The organism is Micromonospora sp. NPDC004704, from assembly GCF_053601675.1.
In genome coordinates this window covers 25,518-50,274 of record NZ_JBSGCD010000030.1, presented here as the reverse complement: position 1 = coordinate 50,274, position 24,757 = coordinate 25,518, and the positions used below count along the sequence as shown (strand labels likewise).

General features: G+C 67.4%; 18 protein-coding genes and 1 pseudogene. 11 read left to right on the top strand and 8 right to left on the bottom strand.

The window, feature by feature from the left end; genetic code table 11:
- Window positions 1–15: 15 nt before the first annotated feature.
- From ACWEFB_RS29705 to ACWEFB_RS29685, 5 genes are read right to left on the bottom strand one after another with little or no spacing between them, the layout of a single operon-like run.
- Window positions 16–999, bottom strand: a complete 984-nt coding sequence (locus ACWEFB_RS29705) for an S-4TM family putative pore-forming effector (protein WP_452290714.1) — start codon at window positions 997–999, stop codon at window positions 16–18.
- Window positions 960–1,820 carry a CBASS oligonucleotide cyclase gene (locus ACWEFB_RS29700; RefSeq protein ID WP_452290712.1) on the bottom strand — a complete coding sequence of 287 codons (861 nt, stop codon included), beginning with the start codon at window positions 1,818–1,820 and terminating at the stop codon, window positions 960–962. Before ACWEFB_RS29700 ends, ACWEFB_RS29705 begins: the two co-directional genes overlap by 40 nt.
- A gap of 12 nt (window positions 1,821–1,832) precedes the next feature.
- The gene (locus tag ACWEFB_RS29695) at window positions 1,833–2,333 is read right to left on the bottom strand and encodes a hypothetical protein (protein ID WP_452290710.1); all 501 of its coding nucleotides are present in this window, start codon (window positions 2,331–2,333) and stop codon (window positions 1,833–1,835) included.
- Window positions 2,330–2,815 (bottom strand): hypothetical protein, encoded by a 486-nt coding sequence (locus ACWEFB_RS29690; RefSeq protein ID WP_452290708.1) that lies wholly within the window; start codon window positions 2,813–2,815, stop codon window positions 2,330–2,332. The genes ACWEFB_RS29695 and ACWEFB_RS29690 overlap by 4 nt, the downstream gene beginning before the upstream one ends.
- Complete coding sequence (locus ACWEFB_RS29685; protein WP_452290706.1) at window positions 2,802–3,692, bottom strand: AAA family ATPase; 891 nt, start codon at window positions 3,690–3,692, stop codon at window positions 2,802–2,804. Before ACWEFB_RS29685 ends, ACWEFB_RS29690 begins: the two co-directional genes overlap by 14 nt.
- A 225-nt stretch (window positions 3,693–3,917) precedes the next feature.
- Between ACWEFB_RS29685 and ACWEFB_RS29680 the strand changes: the two genes are divergently transcribed.
- Window positions 3,918–5,039, top strand: a complete 1,122-nt coding sequence (locus tag ACWEFB_RS29680; protein ID WP_452290704.1) for a helix-turn-helix domain-containing protein — start codon at window positions 3,918–3,920, stop codon at window positions 5,037–5,039.
- A 178-nt stretch (window positions 5,040–5,217) separates the two neighbouring features.
- Here ACWEFB_RS29680 and ACWEFB_RS29675 read toward each other — a convergent pair whose 3' ends face one another.
- Window positions 5,218–7,794 carry a hypothetical protein gene (locus ACWEFB_RS29675; protein WP_452290702.1) on the bottom strand — a complete coding sequence of 859 codons (2,577 nt, stop codon included), beginning with the start codon at window positions 7,792–7,794 and terminating at the stop codon, window positions 5,218–5,220.
- Between the two features lie 609 nt (window positions 7,795–8,403).
- On the opposite strand from ACWEFB_RS29675, the pseudogene ACWEFB_RS29670 reads away from it, so the two are divergent.
- The 9 genes and pseudogenes from ACWEFB_RS29670 to ACWEFB_RS29630 all read left to right on the top strand — a co-directional run bounded on the left by ACWEFB_RS29670 (window position 8,404) and on the right by ACWEFB_RS29630 (window position 20,958).
- Window positions 8,404–9,469 (top strand): annotated as a pseudogene (locus ACWEFB_RS29670) (IS701 family transposase).
- Window positions 9,470–9,804: 335 nt separating this feature from the next.
- Window positions 9,805–10,122: a hypothetical protein gene (locus tag ACWEFB_RS29665; protein ID WP_452290700.1), complete on the top strand. Its 318-nt coding sequence runs from the start codon at window positions 9,805–9,807 to the stop codon at window positions 10,120–10,122.
- Between the two features lie 8 nt (window positions 10,123–10,130).
- On the top strand, window positions 10,131–10,919 hold the full coding sequence (locus ACWEFB_RS29660; RefSeq protein WP_452290698.1) for a hypothetical protein: 789 nt from the start codon (window positions 10,131–10,133) through the stop codon (window positions 10,917–10,919).
- Window positions 10,916–15,013, top strand: a complete 4,098-nt coding sequence (locus tag ACWEFB_RS29655; RefSeq protein WP_452290696.1) for a hypothetical protein — start codon at window positions 10,916–10,918, stop codon at window positions 15,011–15,013. The genes ACWEFB_RS29660 and ACWEFB_RS29655 overlap by 4 nt, the downstream gene beginning before the upstream one ends.
- Window positions 15,010–15,564 (top strand): hypothetical protein, encoded by a 555-nt coding sequence (locus tag ACWEFB_RS29650; protein WP_452290694.1) that lies wholly within the window; start codon window positions 15,010–15,012, stop codon window positions 15,562–15,564. Before ACWEFB_RS29655 ends, ACWEFB_RS29650 begins: the two co-directional genes overlap by 4 nt.
- Window positions 15,561–16,043, top strand: a complete 483-nt coding sequence (locus tag ACWEFB_RS29645; RefSeq protein WP_452290692.1) for a class I SAM-dependent methyltransferase — start codon at window positions 15,561–15,563, stop codon at window positions 16,041–16,043. Before ACWEFB_RS29650 ends, ACWEFB_RS29645 begins: the two co-directional genes overlap by 4 nt.
- 1,014 nt (window positions 16,044–17,057) lie before the next feature.
- On the top strand, window positions 17,058–18,452 hold the full coding sequence (locus ACWEFB_RS29640; RefSeq protein ID WP_452290690.1) for a 3'-5' exonuclease: 1,395 nt from the start codon (window positions 17,058–17,060) through the stop codon (window positions 18,450–18,452).
- Complete coding sequence (locus ACWEFB_RS29635) at window positions 18,449–19,162, top strand: DarT ssDNA thymidine ADP-ribosyltransferase family protein (RefSeq protein ID WP_452290688.1); 714 nt, start codon at window positions 18,449–18,451, stop codon at window positions 19,160–19,162. The genes ACWEFB_RS29640 and ACWEFB_RS29635 overlap by 4 nt, the downstream gene beginning before the upstream one ends.
- Complete coding sequence (locus tag ACWEFB_RS29630; RefSeq protein ID WP_452290686.1) at window positions 19,159–20,958, top strand: ADP-ribosylglycohydrolase family protein; 1,800 nt, start codon at window positions 19,159–19,161, stop codon at window positions 20,956–20,958. The genes ACWEFB_RS29635 and ACWEFB_RS29630 overlap by 4 nt, the downstream gene beginning before the upstream one ends.
- Before the next feature lie 1,543 nt (window positions 20,959–22,501).
- Here ACWEFB_RS29630 and ACWEFB_RS29625 read toward each other — a convergent pair.
- Entirely contained in the window at window positions 22,502–22,786 is a 285-nt protein-coding gene (locus tag ACWEFB_RS29625) for a hypothetical protein (RefSeq protein WP_452290684.1), read from the bottom strand.
- Between the two features lie 602 nt (window positions 22,787–23,388).
- Between ACWEFB_RS29625 and ACWEFB_RS29620 the strand changes: the two genes are divergently transcribed.
- On the top strand, window positions 23,389–24,255 hold the full coding sequence (locus ACWEFB_RS29620) for a helix-turn-helix domain-containing protein (protein WP_452290682.1): 867 nt from the start codon (window positions 23,389–23,391) through the stop codon (window positions 24,253–24,255).
- Between the two features lie 119 nt (window positions 24,256–24,374).
- Here the strand turns inward: ACWEFB_RS29620 and ACWEFB_RS29615 are convergent, their stop codons facing one another.
- Window positions 24,375–24,569: a DUF397 domain-containing protein gene (locus ACWEFB_RS29615; protein ID WP_452290680.1), complete on the bottom strand. Its 195-nt coding sequence runs from the start codon at window positions 24,567–24,569 to the stop codon at window positions 24,375–24,377.
- Between the last annotated feature and the right edge of the window lie 188 nt (window positions 24,570–24,757).

Genomic DNA, 24,757 nt, shown 5'->3' with positions numbered 1-24,757 from the left:
TGGCGGCGTCGTCAGTCAGTCGGCGAGTCTTCTGCGGTGGCCCTCGGCTGTGTCGCCGAAGTCGCGTTCGTCGGCGCTGCGATGAAGGCGGTACAGCCAGTCGGGTACCCGGGCGACGTCGAGGCGGGTTCGGAAGATCCCGTCCTGGATGTCTCGGGCTGTTGCGCGTAGCCGCTCTCGTTCGTCGTCGGGGATGGAGCCAGGCTGGGCGTCCCGTAGCTCCGCTTGAACAAGCTTGGCGAGTCGTTCCCGTTCATCGGCGACCCGGCGTTGACCCGACCAGATTTCGGCGGCGAGTTGGAGGGCCGCGAGTGATGGGATGTAGAAGCTCAGCAGCGTCCCGGTGATGGTCGCACCGGGCAACAGCCCGACGACGAGTCCGAGGATCACCCATCCGATACCCACGCCCGCGATCCAGTTGCTGTAGGTGCGTCGAAGGCGGGCGTCCCAGGCGAGGTTCTGCTCCTGGGAGATGAGTACGTCGTAGGGGTGGTGCACACCGCTGGTGGGGTCGTACCAGCCGTCAGTGATGCGCCGGTCGCGCTTCCCCCCGATGGTCAGCCTTCGGGCGAGCCGACCGATGTCGTGATCGGCGACCGGGTCACCGGCCACGGCCCGACGCCAGGGCAGCCGGAACAGCGCCGTATCGAACTGCTCCTGCAGCAGCGCGCCCTGCTTGGCGGTCGCGGACATCATGTTCCTGAGCAGGAAAAACGAGACGGCGAACCAACCGGCGCCGAAGATCGCCGAGGGGATTCGTCCGTGCCCGGTCGCGGTGACGACGAGCCCGACGGCGGCGAGCGTGAGCGCAGCGGTGTTACGTATGGCTTCGATGATTTGGCCGTGGCGGTGGCTAGATGATGCTGCGCGCTGCAGCCTGATCATCTCGTCGTCGAGCTGCCCCTCGTGGATGGGCCGCGCAGGAATCCCGCTGAGCCCGGGTTGGGTATTCTGGGTCGTCACGGCTGGGTCATCCGCTCGCCGAAGAGCTTCTTCCACTCGGCGTACGCGGCGCGGTCCTGGCCTTCGTCCTCGAGGTCGACGGCCCGCTCGGCGATGTGCTGCGCCCCGCGTAGGGCATTCGCGGCGGCGCGTTTCTGCGTTGGGGTCATGACGGTGTTGACGTCGCCGCCGAGGCGGGCCGGGTCAGACCAGGTTTCGTCGATCCGGTCGGCGGCGGTGGCCAGGAACAGAACGAGTTCGTCCTGGTAGCGGCCGACCGGGGTCTTCACGATGCTTTGCGCCATCACCTCGAGAAGGAAGGACGGCGAGACAGGCTCGCCAAGTTCACGGTTGACGCCCTTGATCATTTTTACGAGTGGGACGTATTTGCCGTCGCATGCCTTGTTTTTGTCGATGCTGAGCTCGTGGTGGCGCTTGGGGTTGGTCGCGATCCAGGTGCCAGCGGCGGGCTCAGGCATGAAGTAGCCGCCAGCGGAGCGCTTGAACGTGGGGACGGCCTCGATGGACATGACGTCGTCGCCGTAGGGGATGATGATCGCCATGCCGTCGCGGTACGCGTCGGGCCACCGTTCCTGCAGCACGGCCAGCAGCGCGTTGAGCACGTCGAGCGGTGGCTGGTTGCGGTAGCCGCCCTGCGGTCCGTCCGGGTCGATGACGAGGAAGATGTCGATGTCCTTGAGCTTCTTCGTTTTGGTGTCGCGCCGGTAGGAGCCGGTGAGGAAGTCGTCGGTGAGCTGCCACTTGCTGCGGACGTAGTCGCGGATTGTTTCGTGACGGGCGGCGGCCAGCTTCTGCTCGGTGGCGGTGATCTCCAGGTTGCTCTTCAGCTTGGTGAAGGCGTCGTCGATGTATCCCATGGTCGTCTTCCGTTAGCGGTAGTACCGCAGGCCGGCCGAGGCGTGCGGGGCGGAGCCGATCGTGCCGAAGGTGAGGCCCTGCATGCCGGCGGTGGACGCGCGGGTCGTCGCGCTCCAGCCGGGCTGCGGGGTCCGGGCGCCGTTGAAGGTGCAGATCAGGCGGAATGTCGTCCCGGCTGGTACCCGGTCGAGTTTGGCCAGGAACCGAGCCAACCGGGCGCGGGATGCGGTGAACTGCGCATCGCCGGTACCGGCGGTGGTGTAGGCGACAGGAAACTCAATGACCGGGTTCGCGGGCCCCGTCGGGGGCTGGCACTCGAGCACCACCGTGTCGAGGGAGCCTTCGGTGATCCACGCCTTGATGGCGTTCTCGTTAGTTTCCCACTGGCCGTCCAGCGGTCCGGTGTCGATACCAAGGTCGGCGAGAATGCCGCCTATCGACCCTAGGATGACCTCGGTCAGCTGGGTGGCCGTGTGGACCCGGGTGTAGGAATACGTCGCGGTGGACGTCACCGGCCGGTCACCGCCTTACGCAGCGCCTCGGTGTCGATCAGCTGGACACCTGTCGTGGCCGCGGCTCCCTGCTGCGGCGCGGGTGGCGCTCCAGCCGACAGTCGGGCGTGACCGGCGACCGCGTCGGCGACCACCTTCCCGAGTGGTTCGGGGGACGGTAGGTAAATCGTGAAACTCTTCGCGGTCGCGGCACCCGGGATGGCGTTGAGGTTCTCCTCGGCACCCAACGCCGGTGCGCCAGAGACCGTGGTGATCTCGCAGTGCACGGCTCCGGCGACGAGTACCACCGGTAGCCGGTCCAGGTAGCCGCCAGCGATGAGCATCCGGCCAGCCGGGCCGGCCGCACCCATCGCGGACTCCGCGTCGGCCCGGGTACAGGTGTCGGACACCGCGACGGTATCGGCCACCAGGTCCGTGATTACCTGCCAGGTGGCACTCGCGCTGCGAACGGGCGCGGCCACGATCGTCCTAGTACGCAGCATCACGACCTCCTGCAACCGTCATGTTCTGCTCGGCGGTCATGGCCTGCAGCGTGTCGGCGAGGCCTTCCAGGGTCAGCAGACCAGGATTCAGCACGGTCGCGCGGTCACGGGCGAGTGCCTGGAACACCGCCTTGCGGGCGCGCCGGCCGTCCAGGCCGACCGCGCGCAGCGCAACTTCGTGCAAGCCAGGGGCGTCCGCGAGCCGGGCTAGCGCCGGGTAGGTTGCACCGAGCGTCATCAGCGTCGAGCGCAGGATCGCGTGCAGCGCAGCGGCGTCGGGTAGCGGCACCAGGATCGCCGCGTCGGACCGGGACAGGAACGCCTCATCCAGCGCGTCGGTGAAGTTGCTCGTGGCGACTACAAACAGGTGCGGGTGCATCTGGGCGTTGCGATCCAGTGCGGTCAACACGGCGTCGGTCGCCCGGTGCACGTCAGCCGGGTTCGCCGCGAGCGAGGCCGCCGAACGGGCCACCGCCATCGATTCGACTTCGTCCAGAACCACCACCGTCGGCATCCCGTCCGCCGCCAACGACGGTAGGTAGTCCCCGAGGAGTTCGTCTACCCGCTGCTGGGACTGACCATGCTCGGCGCTCATCAACCCGTGCGGATTGATTTCGATCAGCCGCACCGCCCGGCCCGGCACGAATCCGGCCAGTTCCTGCGGCAGGCCGCGCGCCAGGGTTGTCTTGCCGGTGCCCGGGGGCCCGTACAGCGTGCACATCCCGTGAAGCGCGGTCGCCACGAACGGCACGGCTGGCCGCACCAACAGCGACAGCAGCGCCTGATTGCCGAGCTGCTCCTTCACCTCCGTCGGGACGACAATCTCGTCCCACAGCGCCACCCCCCGCGCGCCGTGATGGACGATCTCGTTCACCACGACGCACTCCTGAACCTTCACCACTGCAGCCCCCCGGCGTACCTCAGATTTGTACGCGATCTTCTTCCAGATCGCAGAGTACACGACACAACCCACCGGGCAGACCCACATTCTGCAGCAAGACCCACTTGCGGAACGCGCATCAACCTGATATAAGGTCTAAACCGCCCCGTAGGATCGTTCAAGGGGTTCTCGAATCCGAGCGACGAGGCGGTGTGCGCAGTCATGGCCAACAGCCAGAGTCTGGAGACTTCGGCCTCCGACGTGACGGTCCTGTTCGACCGTCACCGACTGCGGGTGGCCCGAGAGTTACGCGGCCTTAGCCAGGTAGAACTCGCTCGCGAAGTAGGGTCCGTCCGCGCCGCCTCACTGAGTCAGTTCGAGCAAGGCCACGCCAAGCCCTCCAGCGCGACCCTGCAGCGGCTAGGAGCGGTGCTTCGCGTTCCCTTGACGTTCTTCGCCGCGCCAGCGCGGCCCGATCGCTCCGGCGAGACCAACGGCTTCTTCCGTAGCCTCCGCTCGACACCACCGCGAGAGCGACAACGGGCACTCGCCTACTCGGAACTCACCCGGGAGATCGCGCGTCAACTGGAAACCTTCGTCCGACTACCTGAACTCGACGTTCCTCGCGCTCGAGAACGAGTAGCCGAGGACAGCACCCGTGAGGAAATCGAGACCATCGCCGCCGACGTGAGGGAACGATGGGGGCTATCGGCCGGTCCGATCGACGACATGGTGCTCCAGCTCGAAAGACACGGCATCGTCACGACTAGATTCAACGTCGGCAACGCAAAGATAGACGCATTCTCGGTGCCATTTGCAGACCGACCTGTCGTGGTACTCGGCGCCGACAAGAACCTCCGTGATCGTTCACGCTTCGACGCCGCACACGAACTCGGTCACCTCGTACTTCACGACCAAGATCAAATCGGAAACAAAACGATAGAGGGACAAGCGCACCAATTTGCGGCGGCATTCCTTATGCCTGCCGGCGAGATCATGGACCAACTACCCACAAAGGCCGACTGGCCAACTCTTCTACGACTCAAAGCGCACTGGCACGTCTCGATCGCTGCCCTCTTGAAAAGGGCAGTCACCCTTGAGGTCATGGACAAACGCACCTACATCCAGGCACTGAAGACCATGTCAGCGCGAGGCTGGAACAGAAACGAGCCGGGCGATCTTGGGCACCCGGAACAGCCGGTGCTGCTACGCCGAGCTGTCGACGTCGCAGCAAGTGTCGGCGTACCTCTTGCCCAGATAGCCCATGGCGCCGGCCTCCCGCAAGATGAGGTATATGCGATCGTCGGCGGGAATTCGGACGAGCGACCTCCGGTCGAACTGTAGCCGATTACAGCAGCCGGCTTACCAGGGTAATGGTGATTTTGTCGTTGGCGAGGGCGCACTGGCCGAGCGCCGCCCAGCTCCGCAAGCCGGTCCGGCTGGTGGCCGAGCGTGGCGGAGATACGATCGCCGATGGCCGGCCAGGCCGACCGAGCGCTGCTGGCCGCAGCCTGGTAGCTGGTCAATCCGACGTTTCCGATTCCGGCCAATCCTCATGCTGAAACCAGGCCCTGTTCGTCCGACCGGCGGTGTCGACGCCGTAACGACGCAGCCTGTCGGCCTCTTCGCGGCGACCAGTCCCACGCAAGACGGTGACGAGTCCGTCCAAAGCTGGCGCTCCTATCCCGGCGGCCAAGGCCAAACGCCAGTGTCGCTCCGCCTCCGCCGGTTCGCCCTGCTTCTCGAGAAGGGTGGCGATCCAGTAGTGGGGCATCGAATGGTCGTTTGGTATGGACTGGTAGAGGATTTTCAGCGCTTTCTCGGTCTGGCCGTGTTGATCGAGGAACTGAGCGTATGAAAGAACAACCGCATTCGGCTCCGCACTGTATGCCTTGGCGTATACCGCCATCGCCTCGTCGACGTGTTCTCCGGCCTCCAGCATCCAGACCAGGCCATACCAGGCGTTGCGGGCGCCGGCCTCGAACCGCTCGCGGCACAGCGCCAACCCGTCCTCGGCACGGCCGTGGTCACGCATGGCCCCCGCCAGCGCAAAAACTTCGGAAGACGAAGGATCGTCGCCAAGTGCCCCTACCCAAGTCCGGAGACCTTCGTCGGCTGCCCCGTTCTCAATGAGGAATCGGGCCAGTTCGAGACGCGCCCTCACCTCCCCCCCAGCGGCAGCCGCTCGCAGAACCTCCTCCGCCTGATTCAGACGCTTGAGCTCCTTGAGAAGTCGGATGAGCTCGTGCTTGGCCAAGGGCCAGCCTTCCGCCACGGCCTCGTACTGAATCTGAACCGCCTCTTCGACCCGTCCCAGCCGGAGAAGAAACGGAACCAGCTTGAAGTGAGGACCGGCCTCCGACTTGCCGGCAGTGTCACGAAGGAGCCGCACCGCGTCATCGGTCCTGCCCGCCTCGTGCAGAAGCTCTGCCATGACTTCCATCGCGATTGAGGAACCACTATCGACCGGCCCCTGGAGGATCTTGATGGCTTCCTGCAGCTGGCCCTGCCCGCGCAGCAGCTCCGCCAGAGCACAGCGGAAGACGTCGTCGCCGGCTGCGGCTCCCGAAAAGATTACCTCTAGGGCTTCCTGCGGCCGCCCTATATCACGGAGCGCCTTTTCAAGCTCACGCCATGAATCTGCCTCGCCGAGACGGGTGGCCTCCCGCCACGTCTGTTCGACCTCGCGGAGCCGGCCCTGGCTGCGCAGGAGCCCCGCCAGCTCACGGCGAGCACGCGGGTAGCCAGCCGTCACGGCCGCGCGCAAGAGAGACTCTGCGTGCTCAAACAGGCCTCGGGAGCGCGCGAGCTCGCCTGCCCGGCGGAGTTCATCTCCATTGGCGACGCAGGTCCGGTAGGCGACCCAGGCCGACTCGGGTGGGACGCTCGTGCCCCGGATGGGCCTGGCGTGAGCGAAAAGGAAGTCCTCGACGTGGTATCCCGTCACCACCCCCATTTGTGTGCTCGATGGCACCAGCGCCGAGGCAGCGCCGCGCACCTGCTCCACGGCGTACCGCAGCGCGGCATCGAACCAGTTGCCGGAGGCCCGTGCTCGCTCCCGGGCCGACAGGTAACCCGGTACGGCCGTGCGCAACAGGTCCGCCGACAGCGGTGACCAGATGCCCATAAGCCGGGCGTCGATCGCGGCCGTGAGCAGCGCACGCGCGTAGGGATCCGGCGCCCCCTCCCACCGGCCAACCAACTCCGGTCCGGCCGCAAGAGCCTGAGTCAGCCCGTATTTGGAGTCGATGGCAGCGGCCAGCCGCAGGTCGGAAGTCGACTGAGCCACTGCACGGTCCCGCTCCCCCGGTGAGAACTCCGGCGAGACCATGAACGTCTCCGCGAGGTCCAGGATCTGTTGACCGTCACCGGCATCACTCTTTAAAGAGTGAGACAGTTCCGGCCAGAGTGTCCCAATCACAAGCAGCGGCCCTTTGGCGGCGAGCAGCCGGCGCACCGTGTCCGGCGATAGGCCGCCCGCAAGATAACGCTGGATCTCATCCAACCAAACGACCGAGCGTGTAACGGGTTCAGCCGCGAACGCTCCGCACTCCGCCGCGTCAGCCGGGTGGAAGATCCACCAATCGGGAACCTCGTCGCGCAACGCCTCGAACGCGGAACGCGTCTTGCCCACGGACGAGGATCCAACGAGCAGTGCGAACCTGCCCGCACCCGTTGAGCTGGCACGGATCGAAACACGCAGACGGGCATCCAGGTCCCGCACGACATAGCCCGGTAAATCACCCTCGGCACCCGGCACCTCGATGGCCCTGTGCACGCCGAGCAGGTACGGCCGAGCGTCCCGCACCCGCGACATTCGCCATCTCCCGGGCTCGGCCGTCAGCGCACGATGCCGCGCACCGAGCCACTCCTCAATACCAGACGAGGGAACACCACACATCTGGAGGAACTGTGACAGCGAATTCTCTTCCGGGACGACCTTGCCCTGGCACATGTCGTGCACCGTGGACTTCGCCAAGCTCGGTGGTCCGTTGCGGGCCAGCCGATCGATCTTCGGGTACGTCAGTTCGGCTGCCTCCCGCAGTGCATCGAGACGTTCGGCAAGTTCGCGGCGGGTATGAATTCGCTCTGGTCCCATTCCATCCTCCCCGATCCGGCAGCGACCGCCGGATGCCTCGGACAGCGTAGGGGTTTCGCCTGCGGTTACCTCGTATTACCAGGTCACCGGCGTCCGGATCCCTCCGGGACTGCTGCCGGACCCCTTTGGTCCCCTGAATCCTGGCGGAGTTCCTGGTGCCCATCGGTACCGGGGCTACTCAACGATTCGATTGGGGTCACACGTGAAGAAGCCGGCTGGCTCGCGCAAGACTGATCGCGACCGCACCGCCGCAGTGATCAGCGGCCTCCTGTCCGGCGCTACCCGGGCCATCCTGGAGTGGGTGATCCGGACTCTGACAAGTTGAGCGGCGACCAGGCGCAGCCCGCCCGTCGATCGCTGCTCGATTCGTGTCGAGATCCTCGCCACGCTCACCGGCCTCGGCGACCACCACGCCACCACCGCTGCCCGCCAGTTCGCCGATCTCGGCAAGGACATCCGGATTCCGCCACCGGACCGGCTGCGGGCCGCCCGACTACTGCTCGGCCTCGGCGCCCGCCGGCCGGGGCCCCCTCGGTGACATGGGTCCGGGAGGCGATGACGTATTTCGGCCTAATACTGCAACGGCAGTGACCGAGTCGAGTCTTGTTCATGTTCGTTGGGTATCGCGTGACGGATGCCGATGTTGATCGGTGGCATGCGGAGTTGGACCAGCTTCATGGTCGGATAGGGGCCCGGTTGAGTCGGGCGGAGCCGCGTCGGCGGGCTCGTCAGTACCTGTGTGGGCTGGTGACGAGCCTGGACCGGAAGAACGGGTGGACCCTCGCGGAGCAGGCCGGGGATGTGTCTCCGGACGGGATGCAGCGGCTGTTGCGGTGGGCTGACTGGGACGTTGACGCGGTCCGCGACGACGTGCGGGACTACGTGATCGACCACCTCGGTGACCCGCGGGGTGTGTTGATCGTGGATGACACCGGGTTCCTGAAGAAGGGTGTGCGGTCGGCCGGGGTGCAACGTCAGTACTCCGGGACGGCGGGGCGGACCGAGAATTGCCAGGTCGGGGTGTTTCTGGCCTACCGCTCCAGCAAGGCCACGCATTGATCGACCGGCAGGTCTACCCACCGACGTCCTGGACCGATGACCAAGACCGGTGCCGAGCCGCTGGCATCCCGGACGAGGTCGAGTTTTCGCTACGAAGGTACAGATGGCGCGCCCATGCTCGCCCGCCCCCTGGACGCCGGGGTGCCGGTCGGGTGGGTGACGATGGACGAGGCCTACGGGCAGTCGAAGTCGTTGCGGGTCTGGCTGGAACAACGGGATGTGCCTTATGTGGTCGCGACGAACCGCATCGACGACATGGGCACCACCAGCATGGGCACCGCCCGCGCCGACGACCTCATCGCGGGCCTTCCGGAGCGGGCGTGGTGCCGCCTCTGTCCGCCGGCGCGGGGGCGCACGTCCCGAGGGAGTACTGGTGGGCTCGGGTGCCGGTCAGGGTGTTCTGGGCACCGGGCCGCGGACACTGGCTCTTCGCCCGCCGCAACATGACCACCGGGGAGATTGCCTACTACGTCTGCTGCACCGGGCTGGATCAGTACCAGGTCCGTGACTGGCGGGCCTGGTACGCCCACATCACCTTGCCGATGGCCGCTCACGCGTGCTCTCGGTGGCCAGATCCCTTGCGATAAAAGGGGACCAGGACATGGTGAACGCCTGATGATCGGCTACACCGTATCGGAGATCCGCAGGCTCCTCACGGCACTGGCCGTGCGACAAACCCACCCACCAAAACACACTTGGGCCTGGTCCCGCTGGCGTCGCAGACGCCAACACCAAGCCTGAATCTGCCACTACCGACGACACGGCTACCCCTAACCAACTGCCTTGCAGTATTGAGTCGAGGCGTTGCAGGGTCAGATCGACTGCCGGAGTCGTACCGCCGGACAGGCGGAGCGGGTCCGCTGAACGGCCACGATCGTGGCCGGGCGGCCGGAGACAGTGACAATGTGCCATACCCTGAGTTGTCCTTCGTCCCTCCCGGAAGGATCCGCAGTGGATCAGAATCTCATCCTCATCGCCGTTATCACGACCGCCGTCACCGCGCTGGTCGCGGTGGTCGCCTTGATCACGCTGCGCCGGCGCCTCACCTCCTTCAAGAGCGGAAAGCTTCAGGTCGGGGCCCAGCCGCGGGAGATGGAAGCGAACATGGTCAAGGTGACTGACGGTTCGCAGATCGACCTACTCAAGGGCACCTCGACTAGCGCGAAGGCGGTCACGGTGGACGGTCAGAGCGTCTACCGCACTCGGGACGCGAACGAGCAGCCCTTGCTCCGGCCAGCGCCGAAGGACGAGGGCTCGACCGGCGCATGACCGGGGGCATGCCGTTCCGCGTCCACGTCGACCGGGAGAAGGAGCTCGCGCACGTCGACGAGCAGGCCAGCGCGCCTACCCTGGCCAGCCGGGTCAGCCTGGTCTGCGGCGAGAAGCAGATCGGCAAGTCGGAGCTGCTCCTCGAGGCGTTCCTTCGTCATCAGCACGGGCACCCGGTGGCCCGGCTGGATCTGGCGCGGGTCAGCGAGGCGTACAACGTGCTCGACCGCCTGTCGAGGCAGCTGAGCCCGTGGGTGGAGTTCCGCCGGTACGAGAAGGCGCGGGACGCATTCTCCACCGCCGGCCCCTCGTTCACAGCGGGTGACATCGAGGTGCGCGAACAAAGCGAGCTGACCCTCGTGGTCGACGGCACCGCCGACCGGCAGCGCGGAGTCGGCAAGCTGACCAGGGCGTTCACCGCTGACCTGCGGAAGCCGGGGCGGCAGCGGCCGCTGCTGCTCTTCGACCACCACGACCGAGCGGTGCCGGGCGTCCAGAATTGGTTCGACGAGGACTTCCTCGACCCGCTGATCACGATCGCGGACGTGGCCACGTTCGTGGCGGCCGAGCAGCCGCCGTGGGTGGACCAGGTCCGGCACTCCTGGATGCTCCGTCGGCCGGCCGTGCTGGAACTCGGCCGCTTCACCGCCGGTGACGTCGCCTCCTGGGCTGCGGAGCTTGGCATCACGATCAGTGACGAAACAGCCGGGTACGCCGCGGTGACCGCCGACGGCATGCCCGGCCGGATCGGCACCAACCTCGCCGTCTACCTCGCAAGTCGTCAGGGCCAGCCGTGACCGCGCCGGACGAGCGGCTGGCCGCGCTGATCGACGCGATGGCGCCGGGCGAGCGGCTGGCCTGGGGCCGGATCGCCGCGGTCGACTGGTTCGACCTGTCGCTGCTGGACGAAATCCTCGACGAGGAGGAATTTCCGGCGCTGCCGTCCCCGCTACTCGAGCGCCTGGACGACGACGGCGACGGTGCGGATCCGGCCGCGAACACCGTGAGCGGCCCGGCCCACCGTTTCCGGTTACGCGCCGGGCTGCGCGCGCCGATCCTCGCGGCGCAGGAGATCGACGTCGCCTGGCTCGTCGCGCACACGGCCGACCTGGCGGCAGGCTTCTTCGCCGGGCGAAGCCGCGAGCGCCGTGGCGGCGAGACGCTGATCGAGGAAATCGGCTACCTCGCGCTCGCCACGCCGGACGAGGCGCGGGAGCGGCTCGCCGAGGTGACGTTCGCCGGGCTCCAGTCGGGCCAGCTCGGCGACGCGTCGGCCGCTGCGGCCGTGGTGGCCCGGCGGCTGGGCGCCGGGCTGCCATTCGAGGCGCGTTGGGGCCGGGCGCGCGAGTCGCTGGCGGCGATTGCAGACGTCGTCGTGCTCACCGCCCACCTGCACGCTGCCCGCACGGAAAGTCAGGCGGCGCTGGGTTACGCCCGGTTGCTCGCAGTGGCGCTTGCCCGGTGCGGGCAGGCCGCAACGGCCGCCGAGACCCGGTTTTTGCGGGCCGCGCGGACCATGTCGGACACCCGGCTGGCCACCGTGGACGCACCGGGGGCGGTCGACGGGATCGACGGCTGGCGGCTGGCGCTCGCGCTGATTGGCAACGGGCGGGCCGTCGCCAAGCAGTCCCACGAGATCACCTTCGTGTCGGACACGCTGGTCCGCTACCGGCAGGCCAGCACAGTGCACACCGGTGGAGAGCGCGAGCAGCACGCGGTGCTGCCGGTGCCGATCGGTGTCGTGCCCCGGCCGCTGGAGGCGCTGATCGACGGCGTCGAGCCGCGCGATCGGGCAGGCCGGATGCTGGCCACGCTCACCACCGCGCGCTCGCATCGGCTGCTCGCCGCATCGGCGGTCATCACCAGTGCGTTCCCGTCGCCGGGGAGCTTCGCGCGGGCGTCCGGCGGGGTCGCGGCGGCGTACGGCCGGCTGATCCGCCTGGAGGGCGAGGTGCTCCACTGGCTCGGTGACCGCGACGCGCCTGCGGACCCGGTGTCGATGGAAGCCCTGCCGCCGGAACACCGGGAGGCGCTCGCCGCAGTCCTGACCGGCCTGCGCACCGCGCGGCCGGTAATCGCCCTGCTCGAACCGCGGGACCCGGCCACCCAGGTCGTCCACTACGAGATCGACGTGCCGTCGGCCCCGCCGCAGGCGTCGCGCCTATCTGGGCGGGTGATCGCGCCGGCGCTGGTGTGCGGCTTCGCCCAGGCCGACCAGCACGTCACGGTCACCGTCCCGAAGGGCCTGATCCCGCTCGGCGCTGGCCCGGAGGTCATGGAGCCGCAGACGGTCTCGCCGGGAAGGGGCACGGTCGTGCAGCACTTCCGCCTCGGCCCGCGACCGCAAGGCACCGTACTGACAGGTCTGCAATTCAGCTACGGAATCGGGCCGGTGGAGCGGCTCAAGACGGTGACCGCCGGTGGGCTTGCGCTGCTCGCCGCGCTGCTGCTGCTCTTCCTGACGCCATTCGCAGCCGAGGAGATGAGCTACTCGTTGCTGTCGTTCAGCCTAGCGGCGGCCGGTTTCGGCGGGCTCGTGGACGCGGCGCTGCGGCTTCGCCAACGAGGGCCGGCGCCGCAGACGGGTCAGCCGCCGTTGCGCCGACCGTGGCGGGGGACGGCGCTCAGCGTGCTCGCGGCCTGGACCTTCACCGTGGCCGGGCTGGTTCTCACCGCCTTCACCGGGGAATCCGGGCTCGCGACCGTCGATCTGTTCCGGGTCGCCGTCGGCGTGGCCGGCTTCGCGGTAGCGGTGGAGTTCCTCCAACTGTTCCGCGACGCGGTAGCGAGCAGATCGTGGGTGACGGCAGGCCGTCCCGGCCAGGCCGTGTCCGCCGGCAATCCCAGCCGGGCTGTGGCCGCAGCCGCGCCGTTCCTCGATCGGCTCACCCTGCGGCGCAACCAACCGGAACCGCTCGCGGCGCTCGCCGCACAGATGCGTGATCACTGGCACCGGCGGGCCGCCGAGGTGCTGCTGCCGGTCCCAGTGCCGCTCACGATGAGTGTGAATTCAGCGGGCGACATCGCGGTGGACGCCTTCGCCGACGCCTTCCTCGCCGGGGGCCGGCCGCGGTGGGTGGTCACCGGACCGCCGGGCAGCGGCAAGACCGGCGCGGTCATCCGCGTGGCGAACGCGCTGCTGTCCGACAGATCCGACAGAAGCGAGCGCCGGACCGTCCCGGTGGAGATCGAAGCCGCCGGCTGGCGGCCGGGCCGCCGCCTGTTCGAGGAGTGGGCCGCAGCCCAGCTCGGGCGCCCAGATCTGCTGCCCCTGATCAGGGACGGATGGATCACCCTGGTCCTGGATGGCCTCGACGAGCTGCCGTCCGCCGCCCGGTCGGCCGTCCTGCGGGCTGTCGACGCCATCGGACCGGACGCCAGGGTGATCATGACGTGCCGGTCGGCCGAGTTCCACGGGGACACGTCGCCGGCTGCGCTGGTCCAGTCGTCGGCCACGGTCGCCGAGCTCAACCCGCTTCCCCCGGCCGACGCTGCGGCGGTACTCGCCGCCGTCGCGCCCGCCGAGCACGATGCGATCGCCGCCTTGGTGCGCAACGATGAGCAGCGTGCACGGCCGCTGTTCGGCTCCCCAGGGACGCTGCGGCTAGCCGGTATGGCGCTGGCCCGCCGCGGTACGCCGATCGGCCCGGGCAACCTCGAGGAGGCGCTCACCCAGGCCGCGCTTCGCAGCGCCTACGAGCAGATCGATCGGCCACTGCGCTGGCTGTCCTTCCTGGGCGCGCTGGCCGGCGCCACCCACAGTACGCAGATCGAGTGGTTCCACCTCTTCCACGCGCTGGGCCGGCCGGTCCGGCGGCTGATCGCGGCGCTGGTCGCCGGCCTCGTCGTCGCCGGTGCGACCGCCGCCGGCGCCGCCCTGCTCGGTGCCGCACCGTCCCGCTCCCGCCTCCTGCCGGTCGCGGCGCTGCTACTCATCCTGACCGGCGCGCTCGCGCTGCTGCGCGCGACGCCGCCGTCCGCTCCCGGCCGCCGCTTCGCCCGGCTCGGCGCCCGTGACTTCAACGCCTACCGGATAATCACCACGGCCGGTGTCGCGCTGCTCTGCGTCGGAAGCGCGATCAGCCTGGCCGGCCTCCCCCGGGACTCGATCGCCGAGGCGATCATGGCCGTGGCGATCGGCTACAGCGTGTGTGTTCCGCTCATCGCCGTGTTCCTCCGCCTCGGGTTCAACGGACGCCCGCCGGCCTCCGGCCGCCGGGCGCTCCTCCGCCTGCAAGACGAATCTCTGCTGGCGATCGGCCTGCCCGTCCTCCTGTCGGCGACTCTGGCGCTCCTGTTCGTAGACGAGTGGGAGGTGGCGACCGCGACGGTCGCCGTGGTCACCATCGTGGGCGTCGCACTGCCGGGCCTCCTCGGCGTCGTCGGCTGGTACCGTCTGAGCCAGCTTGTGGTGGCCGCCCGCGGCCTGCTCCCCTGGCGCCTGCTGGCTTTCCTAGAGGGCGCCGCCGACCGGGGGGTGCTGCGGCGATCCGGGGCCGCCTACGGTTTCCGCCAGCAGGTCTTCGAGGAAGTGCTCATCCCCGACACCGGTCCCGCTCGAGACCGCGTCCGGATGACCCTGGCGGCGTTCATCGTCGGCAGGTTCTTCAAAGCCAATAAGGGTGCGGATTTCGACGACTACGCGGTGTGCCAGCGGACCGGTCTGCTGCCCAGCAAGACCTTCCCGGCGCTCGAGGATTTCGTCGCGGCGGGCTGGCTGGAGACCAGGTGGAAGCCGGCCGAGCGTCCCGGTGACCCGCCCGTGCTGCTCTATCAGTACTCGGCCAACGGCAACAACGGTCTGCCCGGTGCCCTGGCCGAGTTCTCACTGCTGCACCCGGGAGCGGCGGCGACCGCGACCCGGAGGCTCGCCCTGGGGGTCAGCCGATGACCGACGCCGCCGGCACGATCCTACTGATCGTCAACGTTCTCCTCTTCGTGGTGGGCGCCACTGCGGTGACCATGCTCATCATCGGTAGCGTCCGATACGTCGTCTCGGGCGGCGATCAAGCCGCGATTACCAGTGCCAAGAACACGATTCTTTTTGCGATAGTCGGCATAGTGGTTGCGTTCATGGCATACGCCCTGATCAACTTTGTCCTGGGCTCGTTCACCGCCGACGAGACTCCATCGCAGGAGAAGGGTGACACCGCGGCCCTCTGGTCGGGTCTCGGCGCCAGCGTCGCGCTTTCCCTCGGCCTCGCCGCCTTGCGCCGCACGTCCCGTGTCTATCGCGGCATCGTCTACAGCACGGTCTGGTTCGTGGCCCGCTTCCACCCGGCCGGAGACCGACGGCAGTTCCTGGACCGGATCCGCGGGACAATCCTCCAGGCCGGCCCGTGGGAACGCTGGATCTATCTCCAGGACATCATTTTGCACGGCCCCGCCCTTGGCCTGCGCAAACGGGCCACCAACCCGCTCAAGATGGACTACCACCCATGAGCTGGTGGCTGCTAGCCGCCGTCCTGCCGACCGCGCCGTTCGCCGTAGCCGCCCTGACCGGCGCCCCCTACCTGCCCACCCTCACCAGCCACCACCGCCCCGTGCTGGCCTTGGCCGCCCTGAAGCCCGGCCAGACCCTTGTAGACCTGGGCTCCGGCGACGGTTACCTGCTACGCGCCGCCGCCGCGCAAGGCGTGCGTTGTATCGGCTACGAGATCAACCCGCTGCTGTGGCTGGTCTCCCGCCTGGTCACATGGCGCTACCGCCACCTGGTCACCGTTCATCTCGGCAACTACTGGCACGCCCGCCTACCCCCAGTCGACGTCATCTACGTCTTCCTGATCGCCCGCATGATGCCGCGTCTGGACGCCAAGCTACGTGCCGAGACGACAACACCGACCACGGTCGTCTCACTAGCCTTTGAGCTGCCCCGGACCCCTATCGCCCGCGTCGGCCCGGTCATGTCCTACAGGTACTAGGCTCGCGCACCAAAACGGATTGATGAGCAGACCCGCGACTGGACCTGCGTCATCGCCCGGTGCGCCCCCCGGTTCCTCGGCCGACGGTTCTCCTGCTGGTCTCTGGCGAAGCTGCGCAGCTACCTGATCGATGCCGGCCATGTCACGACATCAGCGTCGAGACCGTCCGGCGGGTCCTGCACGAGCGGAGGGTGTCCTGGCAGGCCACCAAGACCTAGAAGGCGGCACCGACCCGACTTCACGGCCAAGATGCGCCGGGTCCTGGACCCCTACGACCACCGACCCGCCGCTGGGCGGGTCCTGTGCGTGGACGAGTTCGGGCCGCTGAACCTCCAACCCCACCCCGGCCGCGCCTGGCGGCCCGTCGCACACCCGGTGCGACTCGGGCAGCTCGACCGGGGCCCACGAACGATCATACGTACTGTTCCTGATGGAGATCGCGACCCGGCGAGTCCACCTGCTGAGCGCCACCACGAACCCGACCGGTAAGTGGGTGGCGCAGCAGCCACGCAACCTGATGCTGGACTTGGGGGAAGCGGGCCAACCGGTTTCGGTTCCTGGTTCGAGACGCCAAGTACGCCGCCATGTTCGACACTGTGTTCCACGCGGAGGGTGTCGAGGTGCTCCGGACGCCACCCAGGTACCCGGGGCGAACGGGGTGCGTCTCCGACCAGGTCTGCCAGGCCCGCGGCCACTGGCTGACTGCGTCGTAGTCGCGGGCGACTACCTGCGCCAACGGTGCGGCGAGGGACAGGAGAAGATGGCTTCAGCAACTTCGGGCCAGAGCTAAAGACGTCATCAAACAGTTGCGGATGTCTCGACGGACCACCGACATGACCTCCCCGGTCACGATCAACTTCAGCCCATCGCGTCGACCCGGATCCGTCAAGCCATGCTCGCGCTTTGTGGGCCCAGATGAGCGAGAAACTAAGTGGAGGTCGACTGTGGATCCGCTGGTAGAGTCCCGGGCCTCGGCGGCATCTCCCGCCCGCCGGTGATCTACAGGGGGTGTGCATGAGCCTGCCGATACCGCAGGGCCGTCAGCACGACGTGGTTTACATGACCGGGCGAGGGCACCATGTGATCCTCGGCACCGCCGGAACGGGCAAGACCGTGATGGCCGTGCACCGTGCGGCGCATCTGGCCGACCCGCGGACCCAGAACAGCGGCCCCACGCTGTTGCTGACCTACACCAACTCGCTGGTGGCCTACTTGAGGCACTTCGCCGCCGACCTGCCTGGGGTCACGGTCGAGACGTACGGCAAGTTCGGCCGCGGCTATCTGGCCGCCCGTGGTCGGATGGGTTACCGCCAGATCGCGACCCCGGCTCAGCGGCGCCACTACGTCGAGCAGGCGGTCAAGGCCACGACCGCTACCCACCCTCCGAACCCGTTTTTCGACCGAGCGACCGACTTCTTCCTCGACGAGTTGGACTGGATCGACGGTAATGGCCTGGCAACGCTGCCGGACTACCTCGCGGTGCGACGGGTCGGCCGGATGGAACCGCTGCAGCCGTCGCAGCGGCAGGCGATCTGGGCGATCCGTACGAACTACCTCGCCGCCCGCACGGCGGCCGGATTGCCCTACGACTGGGCCGGCGTGCCGTCCGCGGTGCGGGCGGCGCTCGCCGACGACGCGCAGGCGCGCCGGTACAAGCACATCGTGGTCGACGAGGCGCAGGACCTGTCGCCGGAGGCAATCCGCTCCCTCGCCGCGGCTATCCCGGCCGACGGCAGCCTGACCTTGTTCGCTGATTACGCCCAGCAGATCTACGGGCAGCGGGTGTCCTGGCGGTCCTGCGGTCTGACGGTGGCCAAGACCGAGGAGTTCCTCGACAACTACCGCAATAGCCCGGAGATCGCCCGGCTGGCCATTGCCATGGGCGAGATGCCACATTTCCAGGACTCCGCCGACCTGGTCGAGCCGCGGGCGCCGCAGCGAGCGGCCGGCGCGAGACCGACGCTGGTCCGGTACTCGTCGGCCGAGGTGGAGGCGCAGTCGGTCGCGGCGAACGCGGCCAGCTTCGGCAAAGTGTCCCGGGTCGGCATCCTCACCCGGACCCGTGCCGAAGCCCGCCGCGCCTCGCGGGGCATCCCCGGGGTCCACGTGCTGCACGAGGACACCGACCAGTGGGAGATCACGGCAGGGGTACACGCGGGCACATATCACTCGGCGAAGGGTCTGGAGTTCGACGTGGTGTTCTTGCCGTTCTGCGGCGCCGACCGGTGCCCCGACCCCGAGACGGTCGCCGCGTTCGGCTATGACGAGGCCGCTGCCCGGGAGAGCAGGCTGCTCTACGTCGGCGTCACCCGCGCCCGCGACGAACTGGTCGTCACGCACACCGGTGAGCCGACCCCATTGCTCCCGTCGCCCGGCTCGGGCCTCTACCAGCTGACGGTGGCCGGATGACCGGGCCTTTCGACCTCGCGGTCGCCGCCGAGCTGGCGGAGATGAGACTCGCCCGGCTGGCCCACTTCACCCCGGCACGAAATCTGCCTCACATCATCCGCGACGGCCTACTGCGCAGTGTCACCGACCTGGCCCAAGACGTGCGGGCCTGCTACAGCACCACCGACCTGCAGCGGCTCGACGGCCGACCCGACCGAGTTTGCTGCAGCCTCCAATACCCGAACGGGTTCTACTTCACCATCGCCAAAGGCAAGGCGGCTTCAGTGAACTACCCTGACTGGGTCTGCCTACTCCTGGACAAATCAGTCGCCGCGGCCCCGGATACGCTGTTCTGCTCGCGCAACGCCGCAGCCTCGGCCGGCATAGCCCGGCCCGGCGTCGACGGTCTGCGCGCCTGCTATGCCGACACGGTGGTCGGGCAGAAGGTGTACACCCGGGGCCCGAATCACGACCCCGGGAGCCCGACCGACGTACAAGCCGAAGTGCTGGTCGTTGCGCCGGTGCCGTTGTCGGCGATCCGTGCGATCGTGTTCCCCAGCGAGGCAGCAGCAGAAGAGGAATACGGACGTTTGGACCGTTTTGGTTTGGCCCCGCCTGGCCACGTGAACTACGTGATCTCACCCGGCATGTTCGACAAGTGGATGATCACCAAAGCTGTCCAGAGCAGCCAATACTTCAGCGAGACCCCCTGGTCTCCCAAGGCGGCATGATGATTGGAAACACCCGTTTGGGCGCGCACGTCGCGACAGGCATCTTCCTGGGCGCCGCAGCCGGCGACGCGCTTGGCTGGCCACAGGAAGCCCGCAGCGGGCTGGTCGGCGGCCAGAAGGAGCGCGACCGCGCCAAGCCGCAGGTAATCTTCCACAGCTGGATCCGCCACGCCGGCCGCTATTCCAGCCGCTACCGCGACCCTGTCCATGCGGGCGAATACAGCGACGACACGCAACTACTGCTCGCCACCGCCCGCGCCTGTTTGGCCGGCGACCGATGGTGGCAGCGGCTCACCGAGGCCGAACTCCCGACCTGGCCGCTATACCAGCGCGGCGGCGGCGGAGCAGTGCTGCGCGCAGCCGCCGCATGGGCTTCCGGCCGCCCACCCTGGGACCCCGGAAACTCGGCCCGCGCCCAAGAGGCACTGGTCAAATACCGCAACGCCGGCGCCAACGGAATCGCTATGCGTATCGCCCCCCACGTGCTGTGGGCCGATACCCCCCACGCCCTAATCCAGCGTGTCGTGCGCGATGGCATCACCACTCACGGGCACCCGCGAGCCCTGGTCGGCGCGCTCATCTACGCCTTCGCCCTACGACACGCCGCCCAGGCACAAACCACCCACGGATTCGGCGACAGCATCGAAGCCGCCGCTGGCGGCCTGATCGACGCCGACCAGATCATGCCGGAACTGCCTACAGGCTGGGCCACCAGCAGCGAACTCGACCAGTTTGCCGAAGCCTGGCGCGACACCAACAAGGAAACCCAACAACTGCTGGAGATCATCTCCGACTCGCTGCGCCAAGGCGCCATGAGCAACCCCGAGACCACCCTCGAACGACTCGGCTGCACCGACCCCAAGGTCAACGGCTCCGGCACCATCACCGCGACAGCCGCCATCTACCTGGCAAGTCGATTCGCTGCCCGCCCCCACGGCGGCCTGCTAACCGCAGCATTTCTGCGCAAAGCCGACACCGACACACTGGCCTCAATGACCGCCGCGATACTCGGGGCCCTGCACGGCACCGACTGGCTCGGCAAACTCGCACTCACCGTCCAAGACGCCGCCTACCTCACCGAGATTGCCCAACACAGCCAGGCGCGGGCGGTGGACCCCAGTCACTGGCCGGACCTTCCGTCACGTCACCTACGCGAAGAGCTGAAGCAGACGCTGCTCACCGCGTCCATCAACGAAGGTTCCCCGAAACCGCACGACTTCCCCGACGGACGCCGGTTCCGCATCACCGATCTCAAGACTCTCGATGACCGCATCCTCCGCGCACGGCTGCAGCTCAGCGACGGTCAGACCGTCCTCGTCGACGCGCCGATATCCCATACCCGACCCCTCACCCACGAAGACCAACAGCCTGCCAGGCGTTACGACGGCTCAGGCGTGCACACGGCGACCAACCCCAAGACTGCCACCGCCTTGGCGAGCGAACACGCAACGCCGGAGGCAGTGGTCATCCTCGCCGCCCGAAGCGTCACCCGGTCAGCCGCGTTCTACGCCCAGCTCACCGGCCGCGACATCCCCGTACGCTCCGGCCTCGCCCGCGTCGGCCCAGGGCTCCTACTTCAGCAACGGGCCACCGATACTCCGATCGACACCGCATCGGTCAGCGTGCAGATCACGGTCGGCCGACTTGCCGACGTGGCACGACGGCTTGGATTGGACAACGAACGCAGTCCGAGCAGCGCTGGGGAAGTCCTTGAAGTCAAGGACCCGGATGGCCGCACCGTACGGGTCAGCCAAGGCCGCGGCGGTAACCAACGAGACATAAGCTCAGGACCTTGAGACGAGACCCCAGGTCAAATTCCGTACTGCCGATCATGAGCCTCGATCGTTAAGTCCGGTATGGCGCGAGGTGATCACACGAACCCGGCTGGGTCGGTGGCAGCGACGTGCGCGGCGACGGCTTCGGGGTGGGCGTAGCACTCGGGGAGCACACGGAGGCTTCCCGGGGGTTCCTATGAGCTTCGTCAACGGGCTCACCACTGTGCGTCTAAGCTCGGCAAGGCGTCGGCGGAGCTGGCGGGCGTCGCGCTGGGTCAGGGCATGGGTTATGAGGTGCAGGATGCGGCGGAGTTCTAACGGGTCGGGACAGCACGCGAACACGCCGCAGCCGTATGCGGGGTCGAAGAGCCGGTGAGCGGGATCGCGGAGAAACCGGTTCCAAGCGGTCAAGGCCTCGTGTGCGGCTCCGGGCCACACTCGCGTGCGTTCGAGCTGGGCGATGGTGGCTCTGCCGCGTGCTGTCAGGCCGGGCAAGGTAGGGACGGCGTGATCGAGTCGGCGCTGTGCTGCGGCGCGCACTCGCGCTGGCGATCTACGCGCCATGGTCCTTTCTGAGGATCGTCATGGCTGACATGGTGGCACACCGGGGTGCCGGTCGGATGTGGCGTGGCTCGTCATGCGGCGTCTGGTCGGGGTTGGTAGGAGATCTCCGGCACCCGACGTTTGCACAGATATACCTGCTGACCGTCGAGGCGACCGGCACTTCGTGGCCGCCCAATCTGTCGAGGAGCAAATCCCATTCCGGCCCTGCCATGCGCTGTGCGAGCCGTACCCCTGCCGCCGGAACGCCCTCCCCCGCGAGATAGAGCCATCCGATCTCCCGGACCCGCGGAAGCCCTTGCACCGCCCGATGCTATCGAGCACCCGTACGGGCACGGCCAGGCGCAGCGCCGTCCCCAGGTCCAGGACCTTCGGCGGATGCAGCAGCTGGCCGACCTCGTCCTCGATGATGATCCCGACCAAGGTGCGGCCGGGCGCCCCGGAACCGAGCGGGACCGGATCCGGCCCCGGCCGTTCAGATGTCACTCATTGATTCACGTAGGGAGATTTACCGAACACTCACCGTGATGGTTGACTCGCTCCAGCCCACCTGATGGGGTGGGTTTTAAAACCAGGGTGCGACTGACGTGATCAGTTTGATCTTTCGGCCCCAACTGGAAGGAGAGGTGACGCGTGTGGCGGGAGGGATGGCTGGTGCCGGTCCACTACGACGTGCCCTGTTAGCACTGGCAGCGGTGGACATCGGTGATTCGGAGAGGACTGGCGATGCTCGTAGCGTCACCCGCCGGTTAGTGTTCCGTCGGGTGCGGAGCGCCATCACCGTTCTGATGATCGGCACATTGGCAGGAGCGGGATCCCTGGTGGTAGTGCTCCTGCCGGTGTGGTTCTTGCTCCCCGATCTGAGTGTGTCCGCCCGACGCATGGTCGCACTGATCGCTGCGGTCGCAGGTGCGGTTGTGGGCGGATGGTGGATTCAGCGGACGATTTCCCGCCTAGTTGCCGAATCCACGTCCAGCGAAGGGTAGGCAGGGGTATCCGCCATTCACCGACGACGCCGACGTCTGCCGCCGGGCCTCCGTGCCTGACGTTTCTCTAGTACGGAGCCCGCCGACCCGGCGGCAACGAGCGCCCCGCCACCGAGAACCATGTCGATCAAGGTCACCTGTAACGTGACGCCTGCCAGCGAGTCGATCACCCCTTGAAGCAACATGGCGAGCGCGGCCAAGACGGCAATGCCGCACACCGCCCAGGTGACGGTCAGCAGGATCTCCTTGCCAAAGCTGCCGGCCTTGTCCAGACGGTGTGAGATGAAGCCGAGAAGAGTCATCGCATCTGGCTCCCCGCCCTCCACCGGCCGCGCTGAAGCGTGCGGGGAATCGTCACGGCGCGTCGACTGCTTCTGCGGCTGCTTGGGGGCCACCCGTCGTTTGGAAGCCCCGGTGGCGTCAACCGCCGCCAGTCCGGACTTCTGAGGTTGCCGCCGAGGGGCGGGTACGGGCGCGGATGTCGACGGGCCCACGTTGGGTCTCGGAGTGACGTCCTTACCCCGCTGTGCAGGTCGGTTTGTCTCCGCTGACTTCGGGCGCTTGTCCTTGCCCGTCGGACAGTTGGATCGCCTGTCGCGAGTGACGGGCGACGAGGCGGTTGGGTCGGGTGGCGGGGTATCTCCGTTTGAGGAGGTACGTGGCACCGTTGCTCCAGCGAGATCGGCGGGTGGTCATGACCGTGGCACGGCTCGATTGGTTCTGTATCGATCGTGTCGGCCACGGTCTCCCAGCGGCGGGGTCGGTTAGCGTAAGTCCAGGTAGGTATATGACCTCCTCACAGATGGTCACATACCCCGTGTGAGTTACTCGTATCGACGCGAGCCTGCCTCGAAGTGTTTTGCCACCAAGACATCTGCCGGACCGGATCTTTCAGGGGGAATTGGTGCATACCAGTCGTGACGTCGATCCGATAGTGCAACGTCAGCGGCTGCGCTCCACGCTCCGGCAAGCCCGGGAGGCCACGGGCATGACGCAGAAGGAGGTGGCGACTCGGTTCGATTGGAACTCCGCCAAGGTCATCAGGATCGAGGCTGGCCGGGTCGGCGTCTCCACCACCGACCTACGGGCGCTGCTCGACCTGTACGGAATCCAGGATCCGGCACAGGTAGACACGCTCATGGGCATGGCACGGCAGAGTCGCAAGCAGGCATGGGCCGCCTACCGTGATGCCCTGAACCCGGACTTCCTGGTGTATCTCGGCTGCGAGGGCTCTGCTGCGGTGCTGCGGCAGGTGGAGTCGCAGTTCCTACCCGGCCTACTACAGATCGCGGAGTACGCCAGCACGGTAATCGAGAGCCTACGTGGATCGGGCACCTCCGAATCCGTGATGCAGCAACAGCTAGAGGTGCGGTTGCGACGCCAGCAACTCCTAGACCGTCCGCATCCCCCGAAGATGTACTTCCTTCTCGACGAGGTCGTGATCCGTCGCGTCATCGGCGGGCCGAAGGTGATGCGACGCCAGCTGGCCCACTTGAACGCGCTCGGCGAGCGGCCAGACCTACACCTACGGGTGGTCCCCTTCGCCCGCGGAGCTCACATGGGGTTGAAGGGTTCGTTCGTCATCCTTGAGTTCCCCGAGCCGGAGGACGACGACCTACTCTTCATCGAAAGCGGTTACCAGAGCGTGGCATCGCGCGACGACGCGAGCGAGGTTTCATATTACAGGAAGGCATATTTCGATCTTGAGTCATCCGCGCTGAGTGAAGCCGAGACGCTTCAACTGATCGATCAGGCGCGCCGGGGGATGTAGCGCCTGCCACATCGCCCCCGCCGCACCGAATACATGCCGTCTAGGGGATTCCCAATGGCTCACTTCTACAACGGGTTTATAGCTTGACCGTGACCAGGCACGCCCAGCCGTCTGCCGGTCTACGCGTCGACGTCAGTTCCTGCCTTCACAGCATTGACGAGTGAGGCCCACGATGCGCGGCCGAAGCTGAGAACGCCACCCCCCCGATCCTTCGAATCGCGAACCTGGATAGCCCACTCGACGTCCCTCACCTCGACGCAGTTGGTTTCGCCCGCGCCGCTCTTCGAAGCCTTACGCCATTCACTGTCAAGCACGATCCAGCCTCCACATCACCCGTCACCGAGCTACGGACTGAACTACCGCTGCCGTGAATTACCAGCAAGGGCCCTCACCGCGAGTGTAGAGATTCCGAGCAACTTCTACCAGGCCCTTTCGTGTCCCCGCGCTCCGATCCCCCGGACCCGATGAAAATCCGAGGAACGATCGCATCGATTGCCGATCA

What these genes read in the sequence shown, in the direction of transcription:
- ACWEFB_RS29650 (WP_452290694.1), top strand. Translation starts at nt 15,010, where the DNA reads ATGACCGACGCCGCCGGCACGATCCTACTGATCGTCAACGTTCTCCTC.
- ACWEFB_RS29700 (WP_452290712.1), bottom strand. Translation starts at nt 1,820, where the DNA reads ATGGGATACATCGACGACGCCTTCACCAAGCTGAAGAGCAACCTGGAG.
- ACWEFB_RS29690 (WP_452290708.1), bottom strand. Translation starts at nt 2,815, where the DNA reads ATGCTGCGTACTAGGACGATCGTGGCCGCGCCCGTTCGCAGCGCGAGT.
- ACWEFB_RS29645 (WP_452290692.1), top strand. Translation starts at nt 15,561, where the DNA reads ATGAGCTGGTGGCTGCTAGCCGCCGTCCTGCCGACCGCGCCGTTCGCC.
- ACWEFB_RS29660 (WP_452290698.1), top strand. Translation starts at nt 10,131, where the DNA reads ATGCCGTTCCGCGTCCACGTCGACCGGGAGAAGGAGCTCGCGCACGTC.
- ACWEFB_RS29630 (WP_452290686.1), top strand. Translation starts at nt 19,159, where the DNA reads ATGATGATTGGAAACACCCGTTTGGGCGCGCACGTCGCGACAGGCATC.
- ACWEFB_RS29680 (WP_452290704.1), top strand. Translation starts at nt 3,918, where the DNA reads ATGGCCAACAGCCAGAGTCTGGAGACTTCGGCCTCCGACGTGACGGTC.
- ACWEFB_RS29635 (WP_452290688.1), top strand. Translation starts at nt 18,449, where the DNA reads ATGACCGGGCCTTTCGACCTCGCGGTCGCCGCCGAGCTGGCGGAGATG.
- ACWEFB_RS29675 (WP_452290702.1), bottom strand. Translation starts at nt 7,794, where the DNA reads ATGGGACCAGAGCGAATTCATACCCGCCGCGAACTTGCCGAACGTCTC.
- ACWEFB_RS29625 (WP_452290684.1), bottom strand. Translation starts at nt 22,786, where the DNA reads ATGACTCTTCTCGGCTTCATCTCACACCGTCTGGACAAGGCCGGCAGC.
- ACWEFB_RS29640 (WP_452290690.1), top strand. Translation starts at nt 17,058, where the DNA reads ATGAGCCTGCCGATACCGCAGGGCCGTCAGCACGACGTGGTTTACATG.